The sequence below is a fragment of the Aeromonas sp. S2(2024) genome, assembly GCF_041402505.1.
In the GTDB taxonomy this organism is placed as follows: Bacteria; Pseudomonadota; Gammaproteobacteria; order Enterobacterales; family Aeromonadaceae; genus Aeromonas; species Aeromonas media.
Window position 1 is genome coordinate 164,992 of the sequence record NZ_JBGLRL010000004.1, and the last position, 15,461, is coordinate 180,452.

The following is a 15,461-nucleotide window of genomic DNA, read 5'->3' on the forward strand; positions in this document are numbered from 1 at the left end:
TTTTGCCTCAATGGGCAGCTTAGAAGATGTCGTCGGTGGAGACGGGGCCATCGCTACTGGAGCCATCGCCGCCGTAGACCTGATTGCCATCGGAGAGCTGGCTCGCATAGCGGGTCGGTTCAGTGCCTTCCTTGAAGAACTCCTCCATGCTGGCGCCATCGGCACGGTTGGTCAGCAGACCTGTCTCACGATCGATGCGTACCTGCATGATCCCTTCGGGGACCGGCATCTTGCGCTCTGGCACTTGCTGCAGGGCCGTCTTCATGAAGTCGATCCAGATGGGCTGGGCGGCGCCGCCCCCGAATTCGGCTCGGCCGAGACCGCGCTGGTGGTTGTCAAAACCGATCCAGGAGGTAGCTACCAGATTCGGGGTGTAACCGGAGAACCAGGCATCCCTCGATTCGTTGGTGGTCCCCGTCTTGCCCGAGATGTCGTGACGCTTGAGGTCACGGGCCGCGCGCCAGCCGGTACCACGCCAGCCATTGCCACCCCAGATGGCGGTGGTCAGTGTATCGGTGATCAGGAAGGCGCTCTGGGCACTGATGGTCTGGGGTGCCATGTTGTTGGGCACGACAGGGTCAATCGGGCACTGTGCCTTCCAGTCAGGGACTGTGTTGGCGTAGGCATCGGCGCTGTCGAGCCCGGCGGCGGCCAGTACACCGCAGTCGCGGCAGGCGGCGGCCGGATTGGCCTGATACAGGGGAGTGCCAAAGCTGTCGGTCACTTCGGTGATGAAGTAAGGCGTCACCTGGAAGCCGCCATTGGCCAGCACGGAGTAGCCGCGCACCACTTCCAGCGGAGTGAACTCGGCGGCCCCCAGGGCCAGGGATTCGTTGGCGGAGATGTGCTCGCGGGCGAAGCCGAAGCGGGTCAGGCCATCGATATAGGTATCCAGCCCGATGGCGCGCATCAGCCGGACCGACATCACGTTCTTGGACTTGGCGAGGCCAAGGCGCAATGTGGTCGGGCCTTCATAGATGGCCGGCGAGTTCTTGGGCTGCCACATGGGGCCCTTGGCGGGATCCCACTGGTTGATCGGGGCGTCGTTGATGAGGGATGCCAGGGTATAACCCTGCTCCAGCGCGGTGGCATAGAGGAAGGGCTTGATGTTGGAGCCGACCTGGCGACGAGCCTGATCGACCCGGTTGAACTTGGAGATCTCGAAGCTGAAGCCACCAACCAGGGCCTCGATGGCACCGTCCTGCGGGTTCATGGCGACCAGGGCGGCGTTGACGTCAGGGATCTGGGAGAGCAGCAGCTCTTCCCCTTTCTCCCGCACCCAGATCTGGGCGCCGACCTTCAGTACGTCCCGTGCCGATTTCGGTGGATAGGTCTGGCGATCATCGGTGATGAAAGTTCGGGCCCACTTGATACCGTTCCAGCCGAGTTCTGCCTGCTTGCCATTCTTCAGCACCAGGGTGGCGCTCTTGTCGCCGACCTTGGTGACCACAGCGGCCATCAGGGGTTGGTAGGTCGGTTGCTTGGCCAGATGGGCCATGATCTGGTCGTAGTCCCAGGCCGTTTCCCCGGCCTTCCACAGCAGGGCGGTCGGGCCGCGATAGCCGTGGCGGGTGTCATAGTCGAAGACGCCGTCCAGTAGCGCCTGGTGGGCGGCGCGCTGGCGCTTGGCGGTAACAGTGGTGTAGACGTGCAGCCCCATGGTGTAGGCATCTTCGCCAAACTGCTCCACCATCTTCTGGCGCACCATCTCGCTCAGGTATGGGGCATTGAGAGTCGTCTCGGCACCGTGGTAACGGGCCTTGACCGGCATCTTGGAGGCCTCGTCAAACTGGGCCTGGGTGATCTTGCCGGTCTCCAGCATGCGGCCCAACACCACGTTGCGACGTGCAAAGGCACGTTCCGGCGAACGGATGGGGTTCAGCATGGAAGGGGCTTTCGGCAACCCGGCGATGATGGCGATCTCGTCCAGGGTCAGATCCTTGACGTCTTTGCCGAAGTAGACCTGGGCGGCGGCGCCGACCCCGAATGCCCGGTAACCGAGGGGGATTTTGTTGAGATAAAGGGTGAGGATCTCATCCTTGGAGAGATTCTGCTCGATGCGCCAGGCCAGGAACACTTCCTTTATCTTGCGCACTAGGGTCTTCTCGTTGCTCAGGAAGAAGTTGCGCGCAACCTGCTGGGTGATGGTACTGGCGCCCTGGCGGGCCTGGCCGGAGACGGCCCAGACGGTGGCGGCCCGGATGATGCCGATGGGGTCTATGCCCGGGTGCTCATAGAAACGGGCATCCTCGGTGGCGAGCACCGCATCTATCATGGGCTGGGGGATTTCATCCAACCGCAACGGGATACGACGAATCTCGCCGAACTGGGAGATCAGTTCCCCGTCCCGGCTGTACACCTTCATCGGAGTGGCCAGTTTGACATCGCGCAGGGCGCTCACATCCGGCAACTGGGGCTTGATGTAGAAGTAGATGCCGATGAGGCTGGCAACACCCAGCACTGCACCCAGCATCATGACAATAAACAGGCGAACGAGCCATTTCAGCATGGAAGAACTACCAATCGTCTTAAAATTAGCCAACGGGCGCAGAGTATAGCCTTTTTACCCTCGCGGATTCGAGGTTTTCCTGTCCGGGGACATCGACCTCGAGAAGAGGCGGGAGGGTAGCATTCCAGGACGCAATTACCAAGGGGGCCGCAATCAAGGCCGAAAGGAGAGGCGCGTCAACTTTTGACATAAACTTTATGACATTGATAGATAGAGCATTATATTGAGTTAAGTCATCACGTCGTGATGCACTGTCCTACAATAAGTCCTAAAACCCAATAACGCATGGATGTGTATATGTTTGGGCTATTAAGTAAGGGATCCCTCCTCTCCTTGGCGGGCATTGATTTTGGCAGTCAAACCATCAAGGCCGTCACCCTCAGCGGACGTCCTGGCAAGGTGCATCTCGAATCGGTTGCCGAGATCCCCATGCCCAAGGGCACTCTGGTCGATTATCAACTGCAGGACATTGAACGGGTCGGTCAGTCCCTCAAGTCGCTCAAGCGGCTCATACAAGGGGACTGTCAGCTCGTGGCCACGGCCGTGACGGGCTCCAATGTCATCACCAAGGTCATTCAGGTTGATGCCAACATCAACGAGAACGAGCTGGAGAACCAGGTTCACCTGGAGGCAGAACAGCTCATTCCTTTCCCCCTCGATGAGGTCAGCCTGGATTTCGAGATCCTCGGCCTGACGGCAGATGAGAGCCGCCAGGAGGTGCTGCTGAGTGCGGCGCGTACCGAGAGCGTCAACGGCCGGGTCAGTGCGCTGATGGAGGCCGATATGAAGACCATGGTGGTAGATGTGGGTGCCCATGCGCTGGGGCGTGCCGTGCTCGCCTGTCTGCCCGAGCTGAAAACCTGGGACAAGCCGGTCGGTATCGTCGACATAGGCGCCAGTGCCATGACCTTTGCCGCGCTGCTCAAGGGGGAGGTCGTCTACTCTCGTCTGCAGAATTTCGGTGGCGATCAATACAGCCAGGCCCTGGCCTCTTTTTACAGCATGAGTCTGGACGAGGCGGAGCTTGCCAAGGTACAGGGTCGCTTGCCTGCCGACCATGAGGTGGATGTGTTGTTGCCTCATCTCAACACCCTGGTGTTGCAGGTAAAGCGTAATGTGCAGCTATTTTGCAGTTCGTCGGGCAACAAGGAGCTGTCAAAACTGGTGCTGACGGGAGGGGGCAGCCTGCTGCCTGGTCTCGTCGGGCAGATAGGCAGCGAGCTCAACTGTGACGTCCTGCATCCCGACCCCTTTGCCTTGTTTGGCAAGCCGAAGGGAGAAGGAGGCCTCATCCATGGAGCCAAGTACATGGCGGCATTCGGTCTGGCACTGCGGAGCTTCACACCATGTCAAATATAAACCTACTGCCCTGGCGACTGGCCAGGGCCCAGCGTCAGAAGAAACAGTTTGGCATCATGATCGGTCTGTTCCTCGCGGCCACGGCCTCCCTTGCCTTTGCCGTCGACTGGCTGGTGCAGCAGCAGATCGGGTATCAGCAGCAGCGCAACCAGCGTCTGCTGCAGGAGATGGCCACACTCGATACCCAGCTTGGCGAGATCCGCTTGCTCAAGGAGCGTCGCAAGGAACTGATCGACCGGATGCAGCTTATCGAGCAGTTGCAGACAAGGCGCAACATACCGGTACGCCTGTTCAACCAGCTCCCCGTGCTGGTGCCCAACGGCGTCTACCTCAATACCCTGGCCTTGCAGGCCAACAGAATTGATGTCAACGGCAAGGCTGAAGCCTATGGCCGGGTTGCCAGCATGATGAGGCGCATCGATGGTTCGGGCTGGTTGGGGCAGTCTCAGCTCAGCACTATTTTCACTGCGGATGTGGCGCCCGTGGCCCTCAGCCAGTTCTCCATGATGTTCCAGATTGCCGGCGTCGCTCCGGCCGCGGCTAAGGGGCAAAAATGAACCTGCAACAGTTCAATGACCTGGATCTCAATGACATCGCGCGTTGGCCCAAGGTTGCCAAGGGGATCTTCATCCTGTTTTGCTGTGCCTTGCTGGGGGGGGCCATCTACTACTATGTGATTGCCAATTCCCTGACGGCCTTGCGGCAGGAGGCCGTCAAAGAGCAGGAACTGAAGGCCCAATTCGAGAGCAAGGCCATGCTGGCTGCCAACCTGGAGGCATACCGGAAGCAGATGGTGCAACTGGAGCATTTGGTGGATGCCCAGCTCAAGCAGCTGCCCAACACCCATGAAGTGGCAGGGCTGCTGGATGACATCAGCTTTATCGCCACCGACAACGGGCTCAAATTGAACAGGATTAACTGGGAAGCAGAGGTCAAACACGAATTCTCGACCGAACTTCCCATGCGCATCGAGGTGGTGGGCACTTATCACGAGCTTGGCAAGTTCACGGCTGACATGGCTGCATTGCCGCGCATCGTCATCCTGGAGTCGTTTCAGCTCAATCAAAGCCGGGATCAGGGCGAATTGATAGGCATGTCCATGCAGGCCAAGACCTACAAATACAACGGTAAAACCCTGGAGCAGAAGCCATGAGCATGAGAGTGATAGGACTCCTCTTGCCGGTGCTGTTGTTGACGGCCTGCGGCGGGCAGGAAGACATGGACGAGTACGTACAACAAACCAAGGCGAGGCAACCCATCCCGATCGAACCCTTGCCGGAGATAAAACCCTTTTCCCCCATGGCCTATCAGCACAGCGATCAACGCAGCCCCTTCATTGAACCGCAACCAGAGACCAGTTCCAGAGTGGATGCGAAGACCAAACCAGACTGCGCCCAGATAGTGGCGAATCGGGAGAAGGAAGTGCTGGAGCGCTATTCGCTGGCCAGTTTGAGCATGAAGGGATCCATCGGCAAGCAGGGACAGTTATGGGCGCTGATCAGGACCCCGGACGGGCAAGCCGTGCGTGTGGGGCTCAATCAGTACATGGGACTGGATCAGGGCAGAGTCATCAAGATAACGAATACTCATGTTGACTTGATGGAAACGGTACCGGATGGCAAAGGATGCTGGGTCACCCGAGAAACTCAGCTGGCCATGGCCAATCTCGACGCAAAACTATGATCAGGGATGAGCAGAGATGAGAACAACAATAAGAAGGATGAGCGGTGTGGCGCTGTTGTGGCTGGGCGCATGCGCTCAGGTGTGGGCGGTGCCAGCGTTGCAGGAGGTCAGGGTAAATCCGCTGTTGGCCGATCAGCTCTTGCTCGAGCTGAGTTTCAGCGAGCCTGTGAGCGGATTTACCGACAGGCTGTCGTATGAACCCAATCAACTCTTGCTGCACGTGCCCGGAGCCATAGGCGCGCTGACGGTCAACCCGCTGCCCATCAAGCAGCAAGGGGTGGACAACCTCAAGGTGGAGGGCAAGGGGGAAGGGCTCGATATCAAGATAGCGCTCGATCAGCTGACCCCTTACCAGGTCCATCAACAGGGCAACAAATTGCTGGTGTCATTGGGAGAGAAGGCCGGTCAGCCAGTGGCTGCGACGACGACCTCTCCAAGTGCCAGTCCGTCAGCGCTTGTCAGGAGCCAGCCAGTGACCCAGTCGGCGCTGATTGATACGCAGCGGGTCGCTCAGAACCAGTCTCAATATCAGGCCCAGCCCGTCTCTGTCTCCTCTCCCGTTGCTGTTCCCGTCCCCGTTGCAGCCAGCAAACCCGTGCTGTCCGTCTCGCAGGCAAACGCGGGAGGTGCCTACTTCAACTCGGTCAAGGGGGTGGATTTTCGCCGTGGCAAGGAGGGGCAGGGGGAATTTCTCGTGACCCTGGATAACAGTTCGGCTGCAGTGGATGTGAGCAGCCGTGGCCAGAAGGTGCTCGCCAAGTTCCATGGTACCCGGATCCCGGATGAGCAACTCAATCTTATCAATGTGCAGGATTTTGCGACCCCGGTCTCCCAGGTGGAGGTGTTCCGTCAGGGCAATGACACCCTGTTTGAACTTTCGGTCAATGGTCAGTTTGATTATCGCTACGACCAGGCCGACAAGATGTTCATCATAGAGGTGAAAAAACGCGTCGCCACCACGACCGCGAAACAGTATCAGGGCAAGCCAATCTCGCTGAACTTCCAGGATATTCCTGTTCGAACCGTGCTGCAGATCATCGCCGACTTCAATAACCTCAACCTGGTGACCACGGATTCCGTTTCCGGCAACATCACCCTGCGCCTTGATGGCGTGCCCTGGGAGCAGGCGCTCGACATCATCCTCAAGGTCAGAGGGCTCGACAAGCGGCTGGACAACAACATCCTGCTGGTGGCCCCGGCGGACGAGATTGCCGCACGAGAGAAACAGCAACTGGAGAGCCGCAATCAGGTGGCCGATCTGGCGCCGCTCTATACCGAATATTTGCAGATCAACTATGCCAAGGCATCCGAAGTGGCGGCCCTGCTCTCCTCCGAGAGCACCAAGCTGCTCTCTCCCAGAGGCGCAGTGAGCGTGGACGAACGCACCAACGTGCTGGTGGTCAAAGACACGGCGGATGTCATCGGCAACGTCAAGCGGATGCTGGACATCCTCGATATCCCGGTCAAGCAGGTGGTGATCGAGGCGCGCATGGTGACCATAGACGACGGCTTCGACGAGGCATTGGGCGTGCGGTGGGGGGTGACCAAGACGGATGGTCATGGCAATGGCACCTCTGGCACCATAGAGGGCAATGATGGCGCGGGTAATAATGACGGCAGCTCCACCATCACGCGCCCCGGCGTGGAAGACAGGCTCAACGTCAACCTGCCGGTGACCAACGCCGCCGGTACCCTGGCCTTCCAGGTTGCCCGTCTCGCCAATGGCACTCTGCTCGACCTTGAACTGTCGGCGCTGGAGAAGGAGAGCAAGGCCGAGATCATTGCAAGCCCTCGGGTCACCACGGCGAACCAGAAACCGGCTTTGATCGAACAGGGGACCGAGATCCCCTATGTGGAGTCCTCTTCCAGCGGGGCGACCTCGGTCACCTTCAAGAAGGCGGTGCTGAGTCTCAAGGTCACGCCACAGATCACCCCCGACAACAGGGTCATCCTGGATTTGACCGTGACCCAGGATACCAAGGGGGAAACCGTCCCGACCGGTACCGGGGATGCAGTCTCCATCAACGCCCAGTCCATCACCACCCAGGTGCTGGTCAACAATGGTGAGACCCTGGTGCTGGGCGGCATCTATCAACAGACCATCAAGAACGACGTCAGCAAGGTACCGCTGCTGGGGGATATTCCCGGCCTCGGTTATCTGTTCAAGAAAACCACCAGTGAGAACAAGAAGCGTGAACTGCTGATCTTCGTGACCCCGAGGATAGTCACCGACGCCCTCTGAAAACTTTACATGTGAGGGTAAAACACATATAACCTTACGCCCCGATGAGGCTGGGGCGTAAGGGCTGCGGTTGCCAGTCCTGGTTTCTATTGAGATAATCCCCCTCCTGATCCATCGCAAGATAAGGTTCATAGGTACCCCGGTCGAGTAGTTACCGGGGCCATACAGTTTGTAATTACTAACGAAAAGACATGGCTGAGAAACGCAATATTTTCCTGATAGGTCCCATGGGTGCGGGCAAGAGCACCATAGGTAGACATCTGGCAGAACAACTGCACATGGAGTTTTTCGACTCAGATCATGAGATTGAGCGCCGCAGTGGTGCCGATATCGGCTGGGTGTTCGATGTTGAAGGCGAAGAGGGTTTCCGGATCCGCGAAGAGAAGGTGATCGGTGAACTCGCCGAGCAGCAGGGTATCGTGCTGGCAACGGGCGGCGGCGCCATCAAGAGCCGTGAAACCCGCAACAAACTCTCTGCGCGCGGTATCGTGGTCTACCTAGAAACCACCATTGAAAAGCAACTGGCGCGTACCCAGAGAGACAAGCGTCGCCCCCTGTTGCAAACCGAAGAGCCGCCCCGCGAAGTGCTGGAGCGTCTGGCCCTCGAGCGCAACGCCCTGTATGAAGAAGTCGCAGACTTTGTCATCCAGACGGATGATCAAAGTGCAAAAGTAGTAGCTAATCAAATCGTTAAGTTGATTGGTATGTAATCAATAGAGGACGTCCATGGAAAGGTTGAAGGTCGAACTGGGTGAGCGCAGCTACCCGATTGAGATAGCTGCTGGTCTGTTGCAACGCCCCGAGGTGCTGACGCAGACGATCAAGGGCAAGCGGGTCATGATAGTGACCAACACCGTCGTCGCCCCCTTGTATCTTGAGCAGATCATTCAGTTGCTGCCCGGTTTTCAGGTTGAACACCTGATCTTGCCGGATGGCGAGGCCTACAAGACCCTGGCTACCTTCGAGCGGATCATGTCTGCTCTGCTGGAAACCAGTCATGGTCGTGACACCACCCTCATCGCCCTGGGGGGCGGCGTGATAGGCGACGTTGTCGGCTTTGCTGCGGCAAGCTATCAACGAGGCATTCCGTTCATTCAGGTGCCTACCACACTGCTTTCCCAGGTTGACTCCTCCGTCGGCGGCAAGACCGCCGTCAACCACCCTCTTGGTAAAAACATGGTGGGCGCCTTCTATCAGCCCAAGCATGTGATCATCGACACCGATTGCCTCAAGACCCTGCCTGCGCGGGAATTTGCAGCCGGCATTGCCGAGGTGATCAAGTACGGCATCATCTGGGATGAGGCCTTCTTCTCCTGGCTCGAAGTCAACATGGCGCGGCTGCAACGCCTTGACGCAGATGCCCTTTCTTACGCCATTCGCCGTTGCTGTGAAATCAAGGCCGACGTGGTCGGTCAGGACGAGACCGAGCACGGCGTCCGTGCCCTGCTGAACCTGGGCCACACCTTCGGCCATGCCATCGAGGCCGAGAAGGGCTATGGCAACTGGCTCCATGGTGAGGCGGTGGCGGCGGGCATGATGCTGGCGGCCGAGACAGCCCTGGCCCGTGGCGACATGACGGCGCAAGAGGTGGCTCGAGTCCGCGACCTGTTGCTGGCGGCGGACCTGCCGGTGCTGGCGCCGCCCGAGATGGATTTTGCCGCCTTCATTCGCCACATGCGCCGTGATAAGAAGGTGCTGGAAGGCAAGCTGCGGCTGGTGTTGCCAATCGGGATCGGACAGGCCCAGGTAGTGGCCGATGTGACGGATGCGCAATTGATGGCGGTGATCGAGTCTGGTCGTGACCAATAACAAATTGCTGAAATTGCCTTCCCAGCGGCAGCTGGTTGACCGGCTGCTGCATCTGATTGAGTTCAATCACCCCTTTGTTTTTCTCTCCGGCAAGCCCGGCAGCGGCCGTGGCACCCTGTGTGAATCCCTGCTTGCCCAACTGCCTGACCAGGTGCGGGTGGTGAGCCTCATCGGCAGTCCGGCCATGAAGATGGCAGACGTGCGCCAGTTGCTGCTTCAGCAGGTGGTGGCGCGCCCCCTGTTCAATGCGCAGGATGCGCTGGCCGACAGCTTCTTCCGCATGCTGGAGGGCAAGCCTTCCACCCTGCTGCTCATGATCGAGCGTGCCGACACTCTGCCGACCGAACTGGTGGGGGAGCTGTGGGCGCTCGGTCGCCACAACGATACCCTGGCCTCTCCCCATAAACTGGCCATTCTGCTCTCGGGTAGTGACGTCTGGTGTCGCGATCAGAAGAACGCCCTCAAGGGGCGTGCCATGCCCGCGCTCGAGCTGGAAGTCGCGCCACTGAGCGCACCGGAGCAGCGCATCTTCTTGTATGAGAAGGCCAAGGAGCTGAAGATCCCGGCGGCCCTCTTGCCCAAGCCCAAAGTGGAAGAGATCCTGAAGGAGGCGGGGGGACACCCTTCCGCCATCATGCAGTCATTGGAGGATGTCATGACCGACAGAAGGCCCAAGAAACGTCAGGCCGAGTTGCCCGTCAAGAAGATTGCGACCGTGCTGGCCCTGGCGGCCGCCGGTTTGCTGGCGCTGAGTTACCTCCCTCTGTTCGAGGAGGCGGGCAAGGAGCAACCCCAGACCTCGACCCAGGGGATGGCGTTGCCCGACCCCGTCGCGACCGATCCGCTGAGCGTCGGCGCGGCGAGCGGTGCCCAGGGGAGCCAGGCGAGCAGTGGCGCCGAAGCCAGCGTCTCAGGCAACCAGGTCGCCCGGGATTGGCAGCCCGATGCCAAGACTTTGCCCAAGAAGGTCGAGAGCGAGACGGTCACCACGGAGTCGAGCAATTACGAGGGGCGCCGGGTCGTCATCTCCGACGAAGTGGTTGAGAAATTGATGACACAGCCCAACGTCAGCGGTGCCCTGCCGACGGCCGTGGTGGACGAGCTGGTCGGAGGGAGTTCCCGTGCTGCTCCGACCGGGGCGGCGGCACAGGCACAGAGCACGGCGCCCGTTGTCAAGGCGACGCCCACTCCTGCCGCGACTGCGCCCGCCGCAGCGCCGGCTCCCAAGGTGGCCCTGACGCCGGTAGCGACCCTCAACAAGAAGGCGAAGAACCACTACAGCATCCAGCTGATGGGGGCCAGCAACACCCAGGCGGTTGACAGCTTCGTGGCCGAGCATGGGCTGGCGGGCAAGGTCTGGGTCTACAAGACCCGCTTCCGTGGCAGCCCCTGGTACGTGGTGGTGCAGGGTGACTATGCCAACAGCACCCAGGCCAAGGCGGCGATCCGCAAGCTCACCCCCGCCTTGCTCAAGGGACAACCCTGGCCCAAGTCATTTGCCCAGATACAAAAAGAATTGAAGCAATAGCCAGTCGCCTGGGGAAGGGGGTAGAATCGTCCCCCTTTTTTGGGCATTGCCTTCTTAACACCGGACTTCCATGAAAAAAACACGCGCGTTTTTAAAATGGGCCGGGGGAAAATACTCCCTGGTCGAAGAGATTGCCGAGCGCTTGCCGGCCGGGCGTGTGTTGCTGGAGCCTTTCGTCGGAGCGGGCTCGGTGTTTCTCAACACGGATTACGATGCCTACGTGCTCAACGACATCAATCCGGATCTGATCGGTCTCTACAATCATCTCAAGCGGCAGCCGGACAACTTCATCCGCGAGGCGCGCAAGTTGTTTGTGGCCGAGCACAACCACAAGACCGCCTATTATCGGCTGCGCACCCAGTTCAACCAGACCGAAGCCGGGTTCGAAAGGTCTCAGCTGTTCCTGTTTCTGAATCGCCACGGGTTCAACGGCCTGTGTCGTTACAACAAGAAGGGCGGTTTCAACGTGCCGTTCGGCTCGTACAAGAAGCCCTATTTCCCGGAGAAAGAGCTGTGGGCCTTCGCCGAGAAGGCACAGAAGGCCACCTTCATCTGCGAGAGTTATGCCGATGCCATGGCCAGGGCGGAGGAGGATTGGGTGATCTACTGCGATCCCCCCTATGCGCCGCTCTCCACCACGGCGAGCTTCACCACCTACTCGGCCGGCGGCTTCACTCTGGATGACCAGGCGCTGCTGGCCAGGCTGGCCCGTCATACCGCCGCCCACAAGGGGGTGCCAGTGCTCATCAGCAACCACGACATCGAGCTGACCCGGGAGCTCTACCGCGGGGCCCGGCTGGACGAGATCCTGGTCAAGCGCACCATCAGCCGCAACGGCGGCAGCCGCAACAAGGTAGCCGAACTGCTGGCACTTTACCCGCCCGGCATCGCTCCCGAGCAGGGCCATTACCCCGGTGAGGCCGAACTGGTCTCAGTCGGTTGAATCATGAACGGTCCCTGCGGGGACCGTTGTCGTTTCTGACTGGGCGAGAGCGAGATCCGGGTCGGCTGTACGAGCGGGTCATTGTCATCGCGTGTATTGCGGCAGGACTCGCGGTCTGCGTCTTCTGCACTTGCGGGTCGTTTTCATTCCACGTTTGCGGTGAGACTCGCGGTCCGCATCTTCTGCAGGTGCGGGTCATTTTCATTCCGTGTTTGTGGTGAGACTCGCGGTCCGCGTCTTCTGCACTTGCGGGTCGTTTTCATTCCACGTTTGCGGTGAGACTCGCGGTCCGCATCTTCTGCAGGTGCGGGTCGTTTTCATTCCGTGTTTGTGGTGAGACTCGCGGTCTGCGTCTTCTGCACTTGCTGGTCGTTTTCATTTCACGTTTGCGGTAAAATTGCGCCGCTTTTTCTGCCACGCTGCCAATGGATGACGCTGATGAAAGACTTTCTGATTGCCCCCTCTATCCTCTCCGCCGACTTTGCCCGTCTGGGTGAGGATGTGGCCAAGGTGCTGGCCGCCGGGGCCGACGTGGTGCACTTCGACGTGATGGACAACCATTATGTCCCCAACCTGACCATAGGCCCCATGGTCTGTCAGGCCCTGCGTGACTACGGCATCGAAGCCCCCATCGATGTGCACCTGATGGTCAAGCCGGTGGATCGCATCGTGCCCGATTTTGCCAAGGCGGGTGCGAACCTGATCACCTTCCACCCGGAAGCCTCCGATCACGTGGATCGCACTCTGGGTCTCATCAAGGAGCAGGGTTGCCAGGCCGGTCTGGTGCTGAACCCGGCCACGCCGCTCACCTGCCTCGAGTACGTGATGGACAAGCTGGACGTGATCCTGCTGATGTCGGTCAACCCGGGTTTCGGTGGTCAGAGCTTCATCCCCGGCACCCTCGACAAGCTGCGTCAGGTGCGTCGCCTGATCGATGAGAGCGGTCGTGACATTCGCCTCGAGATCGACGGTGGCGTCAAGGTGGAGAACATCCGCGAGATCGCCGCCGCCGGGGCTGACATGTTCGTGGCGGGCTCCGCCATCTTCGGCAAGCCGGATTACAAGGCGGTGATCGATCAAATGCGGGCGGAGCTGGCTCATGTCCGTTGAACGTCCCTTCGATCTGGTGCTGTTCGATCTGGATGGCACCCTGATCGACAGCGCTTCCCAACTGGCGTTGGCGGTCAACCGCACCCTGACCGATCTGGGGCTGGCCGAGGCCGACGAGGCAGTGGTGCGCACCTGGGTCGGCAATGGCGCCGACAAGTTGATCCAGCGTGCGCTGGACTATCGCGAGGCGCCCGAGCTGTTTGCCAGGGCCCGCCCCCTGTTCGACCAGCACTATCAGGCCTGCCTGCTGCAAGGGCTGGCCATGTATGACGGTGTGGAGCAGAGCCTGCGCCGCCTGCAGGCGCTCGGCTACCGGCAGGCCGTGGTGACCAACAAGCCGAGTCACTTCGTGCAGCCCATTCTGGATGCCCTCGGCATCGGTGACTGTTTCGCTCTCTGGCTGGGGGGCAACTGCGTGCCCGTCAAGAAACCGAGCCCGGATCCGCTGCTGCACGCCTGCCACGAGCTTGGCGTCAGCCCGTCCCGCACCCTGATGGTGGGGGACTCCGAAAATGATGTGCTGGCCGCCCAGGCCGCCGGCATGAAGGTGGTGGGGCTCACCTACGGCTACAACTATGGCCGTCCCATCGCGGATTCCCGCCCTGACTGGGTATGCGAGCAGTTTGCAGAGCTCGATGCCCTGTTGGCTGAATAACAAGGATCAACACATTCATGGCTAAACCAATCGTATTGAGCGGGGCCCAACCCTCGGGCCAGCTGACCATAGGCAACTACATGGGCGCCTTGCGTCAGTGGGTCAACATGCAGGATGACTTCGACTGCCTCTACTGCATCGTCGATCTGCACGCCATCACCACCCGCCAGGAGCCTGCCGCCCTGCGCAAGGCGTGCCTGGATGCCGCCGCCCTCTATCTGGCGGTCGGCATCGATCCGGCCAAGAGCACCGTCTTCATCCAGTCCCACGTGCCGCAGCACGCCGAGCTCGGCTGGATCCTCAACTGCTACACCCAGATGGGCGAGCTGTCGCGCATGACCCAGTTCAAGGACAAGTCCGCCCGTTTCGAGAACAACGTCAACGTCGGCCTGTTTGGCTATCCGGTGCTGATGGCGGCGGACATCCTGCTCTATCAGGCCAACCAGGTGCCGGTCGGCAACGACCAGAAGCAGCATCTGGAGCTGACTCGCGACATCTGCACCCGGTTCAACAACCTGTACGGTGAGGTATTCACCCTGCCTGAGCCCTTCATCCCGACCGACGGTGCCCGGGTGATGAGCCTGCAGGATCCCACCAAGAAGATGTCCAAGTCTGACGACAACGAGGCCAACTTCATCGGCCTGCTGGAAGATCCCAAGCAGATCGTCAAGAAGATCAAGCGGGCGATGACCGATTCCGACGAACCGGCCGTGGTGCGCTTCGATCCCGAGAACAAGCCGGGGGTCTCCAACCTGCTGACCCTGATGTCCGGTGTGACAGGCCGCTCCATCCCCGAGCTCGAGCAGCACTTCGAGGGCAAGATGTACGGCCACCTCAAGAGCGAGACGGCCGATGCCGTGGTCGCCCTGCTGGAGCCCATCCAGGCACGCTTCCGCGAGCTGCGTCAGGATGAGACTCATCTGCAGGCCATTTTGGCGGCTGGCGCACAAAAGGCGCGGGAAAGGGCTGAAAAAACCCTGACCAGCGTATATGATGTCGTCGGCTTCGTTCCTCGAGCCTGACATACTGGGAAGGTGTAGTCGTAGAGAGCTGGGTATTTGCCTGGCTTTCTTTGTTTTACCCGACCCCTGGTTCGTCAATTCAACTTCCAATGTCAAACGCGGGTTCTTGCCCCAAGAGAAAGCATGTCTGTCGAATCACATACCCCGATTGAAGAACTGAGTGACAAGGGCAACTGGCTGCGCAAGTTTCGCAAGGCCAAGAACCTCAACACCCTGCAGCTGATGGTCTCCAATGCCATCGACAAGCACCACAAGACCCCGGCCATCGCTGCCGCCATCTATCTGGCCGAGTGCCAGCGCGAGCGCGAGCTGGAGCAGGGACGTTATCTGGATCGCTGAGGTGCTCTCCCGGCTTCTGCCCATCTGCTGGGTTGCCATGCCACACCCCGCTTTCGGCACTTAAGCCGTGCCCGCCTTTCCCCCTTCCTGCTCCCGAGCCCAGCCCATGGGCTATCCGGTGTCTTCTGCCTGTTCTCGTCCGTTTCCCCGTCGAGGGGCACAGGTTGGTCAGCCTCATGGGGACAACGTCTTCGAGATGGCAGAGATGTTTTGCTGAGTAAAAACCAGAAGCTGCCATCCATGCCCGCGTGATGACCCCTCA

Annotated in this window: 14 protein-coding genes; 13 read left to right on the top strand and 1 reads right to left on the bottom strand. The window is 59.8% G+C overall.

All coding sequences use genetic code 11. The annotated features are described in order from the left end of the window. Nucleotides 1-19: 19 nt before the first annotated feature. On the bottom strand, nt 20-2,509 hold the full coding sequence (locus ACB039_RS06445) for a penicillin-binding protein 1A (RefSeq protein WP_041205207.1): 2,490 nt from the start codon (nt 2,507-2,509) through the stop codon (nt 20-22). A gap of 297 nt (nt 2,510-2,806) precedes the next feature. Here ACB039_RS06445 and tapM point away from each other — a divergent pair, with 297 nt between their 5' ends. The 13 genes from tapM to ACB039_RS06510 all read left to right on the top strand — a co-directional run bounded on the left by tapM (nt 2,807) and on the right by ACB039_RS06510 (nt 15,199). Beyond that, nucleotides 2,807-3,868: a PilM family type IVa pilus assembly protein TapM gene (gene tapM, locus ACB039_RS06450; protein ID WP_041205206.1), complete on the top strand. Its 1,062-nt coding sequence runs from the start codon at nt 2,807-2,809 to the stop codon at nt 3,866-3,868. Continuing rightward, entirely contained in the window at nt 3,856-4,425 is a 570-nt protein-coding gene (gene tapN, locus ACB039_RS06455; RefSeq protein WP_005329944.1) for a PilN family type IV pilus biogenesis protein TapN, read from the top strand. The genes tapM and tapN overlap by 13 nt, the downstream gene beginning before the upstream one ends. Continuing rightward, nucleotides 4,422-5,021 (top strand): PilO family type IV pilus biogenesis protein TapO, encoded by a 600-nt coding sequence (tapO, locus tag ACB039_RS06460; RefSeq protein WP_005329946.1) that lies wholly within the window; start codon nt 4,422-4,424, stop codon nt 5,019-5,021. Before tapN ends, tapO begins: the two co-directional genes overlap by 4 nt. Nucleotides 5,022-5,023: 2 nt before the next feature. After that, the gene (locus ACB039_RS06465; RefSeq protein WP_041206835.1) at nt 5,024-5,551 is read left to right on the top strand and encodes a pilus assembly protein PilP; all 528 of its coding nucleotides are present in this window, start codon (nt 5,024-5,026) and stop codon (nt 5,549-5,551) included. 16 nt (nt 5,552-5,567) lie between these two features. Beyond that, nucleotides 5,568-7,793 (top strand): type IV pilus secretin PilQ, encoded by a 2,226-nt coding sequence (locus tag ACB039_RS06470; protein WP_371165333.1) that lies wholly within the window; start codon nt 5,568-5,570, stop codon nt 7,791-7,793. Between the two features lie 191 nt (nt 7,794-7,984). Continuing rightward, on the top strand, nt 7,985-8,503 hold the full coding sequence (gene aroK / locus ACB039_RS06475; protein ID WP_005329951.1) for a shikimate kinase AroK: 519 nt from the start codon (nt 7,985-7,987) through the stop codon (nt 8,501-8,503). A 16-nt stretch (nt 8,504-8,519) separates the two neighbouring features. Beyond that, the gene (gene aroB / locus ACB039_RS06480) at nt 8,520-9,602 is read left to right on the top strand and encodes a 3-dehydroquinate synthase (RefSeq protein WP_371165334.1); all 1,083 of its coding nucleotides are present in this window, start codon (nt 8,520-8,522) and stop codon (nt 9,600-9,602) included. Then, nucleotides 9,592-11,130, top strand: coding sequence for an SPOR domain-containing protein (locus tag ACB039_RS06485; protein WP_371165335.1), 1,539 nt, complete (start codon nt 9,592-9,594; stop codon nt 11,128-11,130). The genes aroB and ACB039_RS06485 overlap by 11 nt, the downstream gene beginning before the upstream one ends. A 70-nt stretch (nt 11,131-11,200) precedes the next feature. Beyond that, on the top strand, nt 11,201-12,073 hold the full coding sequence (locus ACB039_RS06490) for a Dam family site-specific DNA-(adenine-N6)-methyltransferase (protein ID WP_042649565.1): 873 nt from the start codon (nt 11,201-11,203) through the stop codon (nt 12,071-12,073). A 438-nt stretch (nt 12,074-12,511) separates the two neighbouring features. Then, nucleotides 12,512-13,183, top strand: a complete 672-nt coding sequence (gene rpe, locus ACB039_RS06495) for a ribulose-phosphate 3-epimerase (RefSeq protein WP_041205203.1) — start codon at nt 12,512-12,514, stop codon at nt 13,181-13,183. Then, nucleotides 13,173-13,838 carry a phosphoglycolate phosphatase gene (locus tag ACB039_RS06500; protein ID WP_043129422.1) on the top strand — a complete coding sequence of 222 codons (666 nt, stop codon included), beginning with the start codon at nt 13,173-13,175 and terminating at the stop codon, nt 13,836-13,838. The genes rpe and ACB039_RS06500 overlap by 11 nt, the downstream gene beginning before the upstream one ends. Nucleotides 13,839-13,855: 17 nt before the next feature. After that, on the top strand, nt 13,856-14,860 hold the full coding sequence (trpS, locus tag ACB039_RS06505; RefSeq protein WP_041205201.1) for a tryptophan--tRNA ligase: 1,005 nt from the start codon (nt 13,856-13,858) through the stop codon (nt 14,858-14,860). A 123-nt stretch (nt 14,861-14,983) separates the two neighbouring features. Continuing rightward, nucleotides 14,984-15,199 (top strand): hypothetical protein, encoded by a 216-nt coding sequence (locus ACB039_RS06510; protein ID WP_005329964.1) that lies wholly within the window; start codon nt 14,984-14,986, stop codon nt 15,197-15,199. The last annotated feature ends 262 nt before the right edge of the window (nt 15,200-15,461 follow it).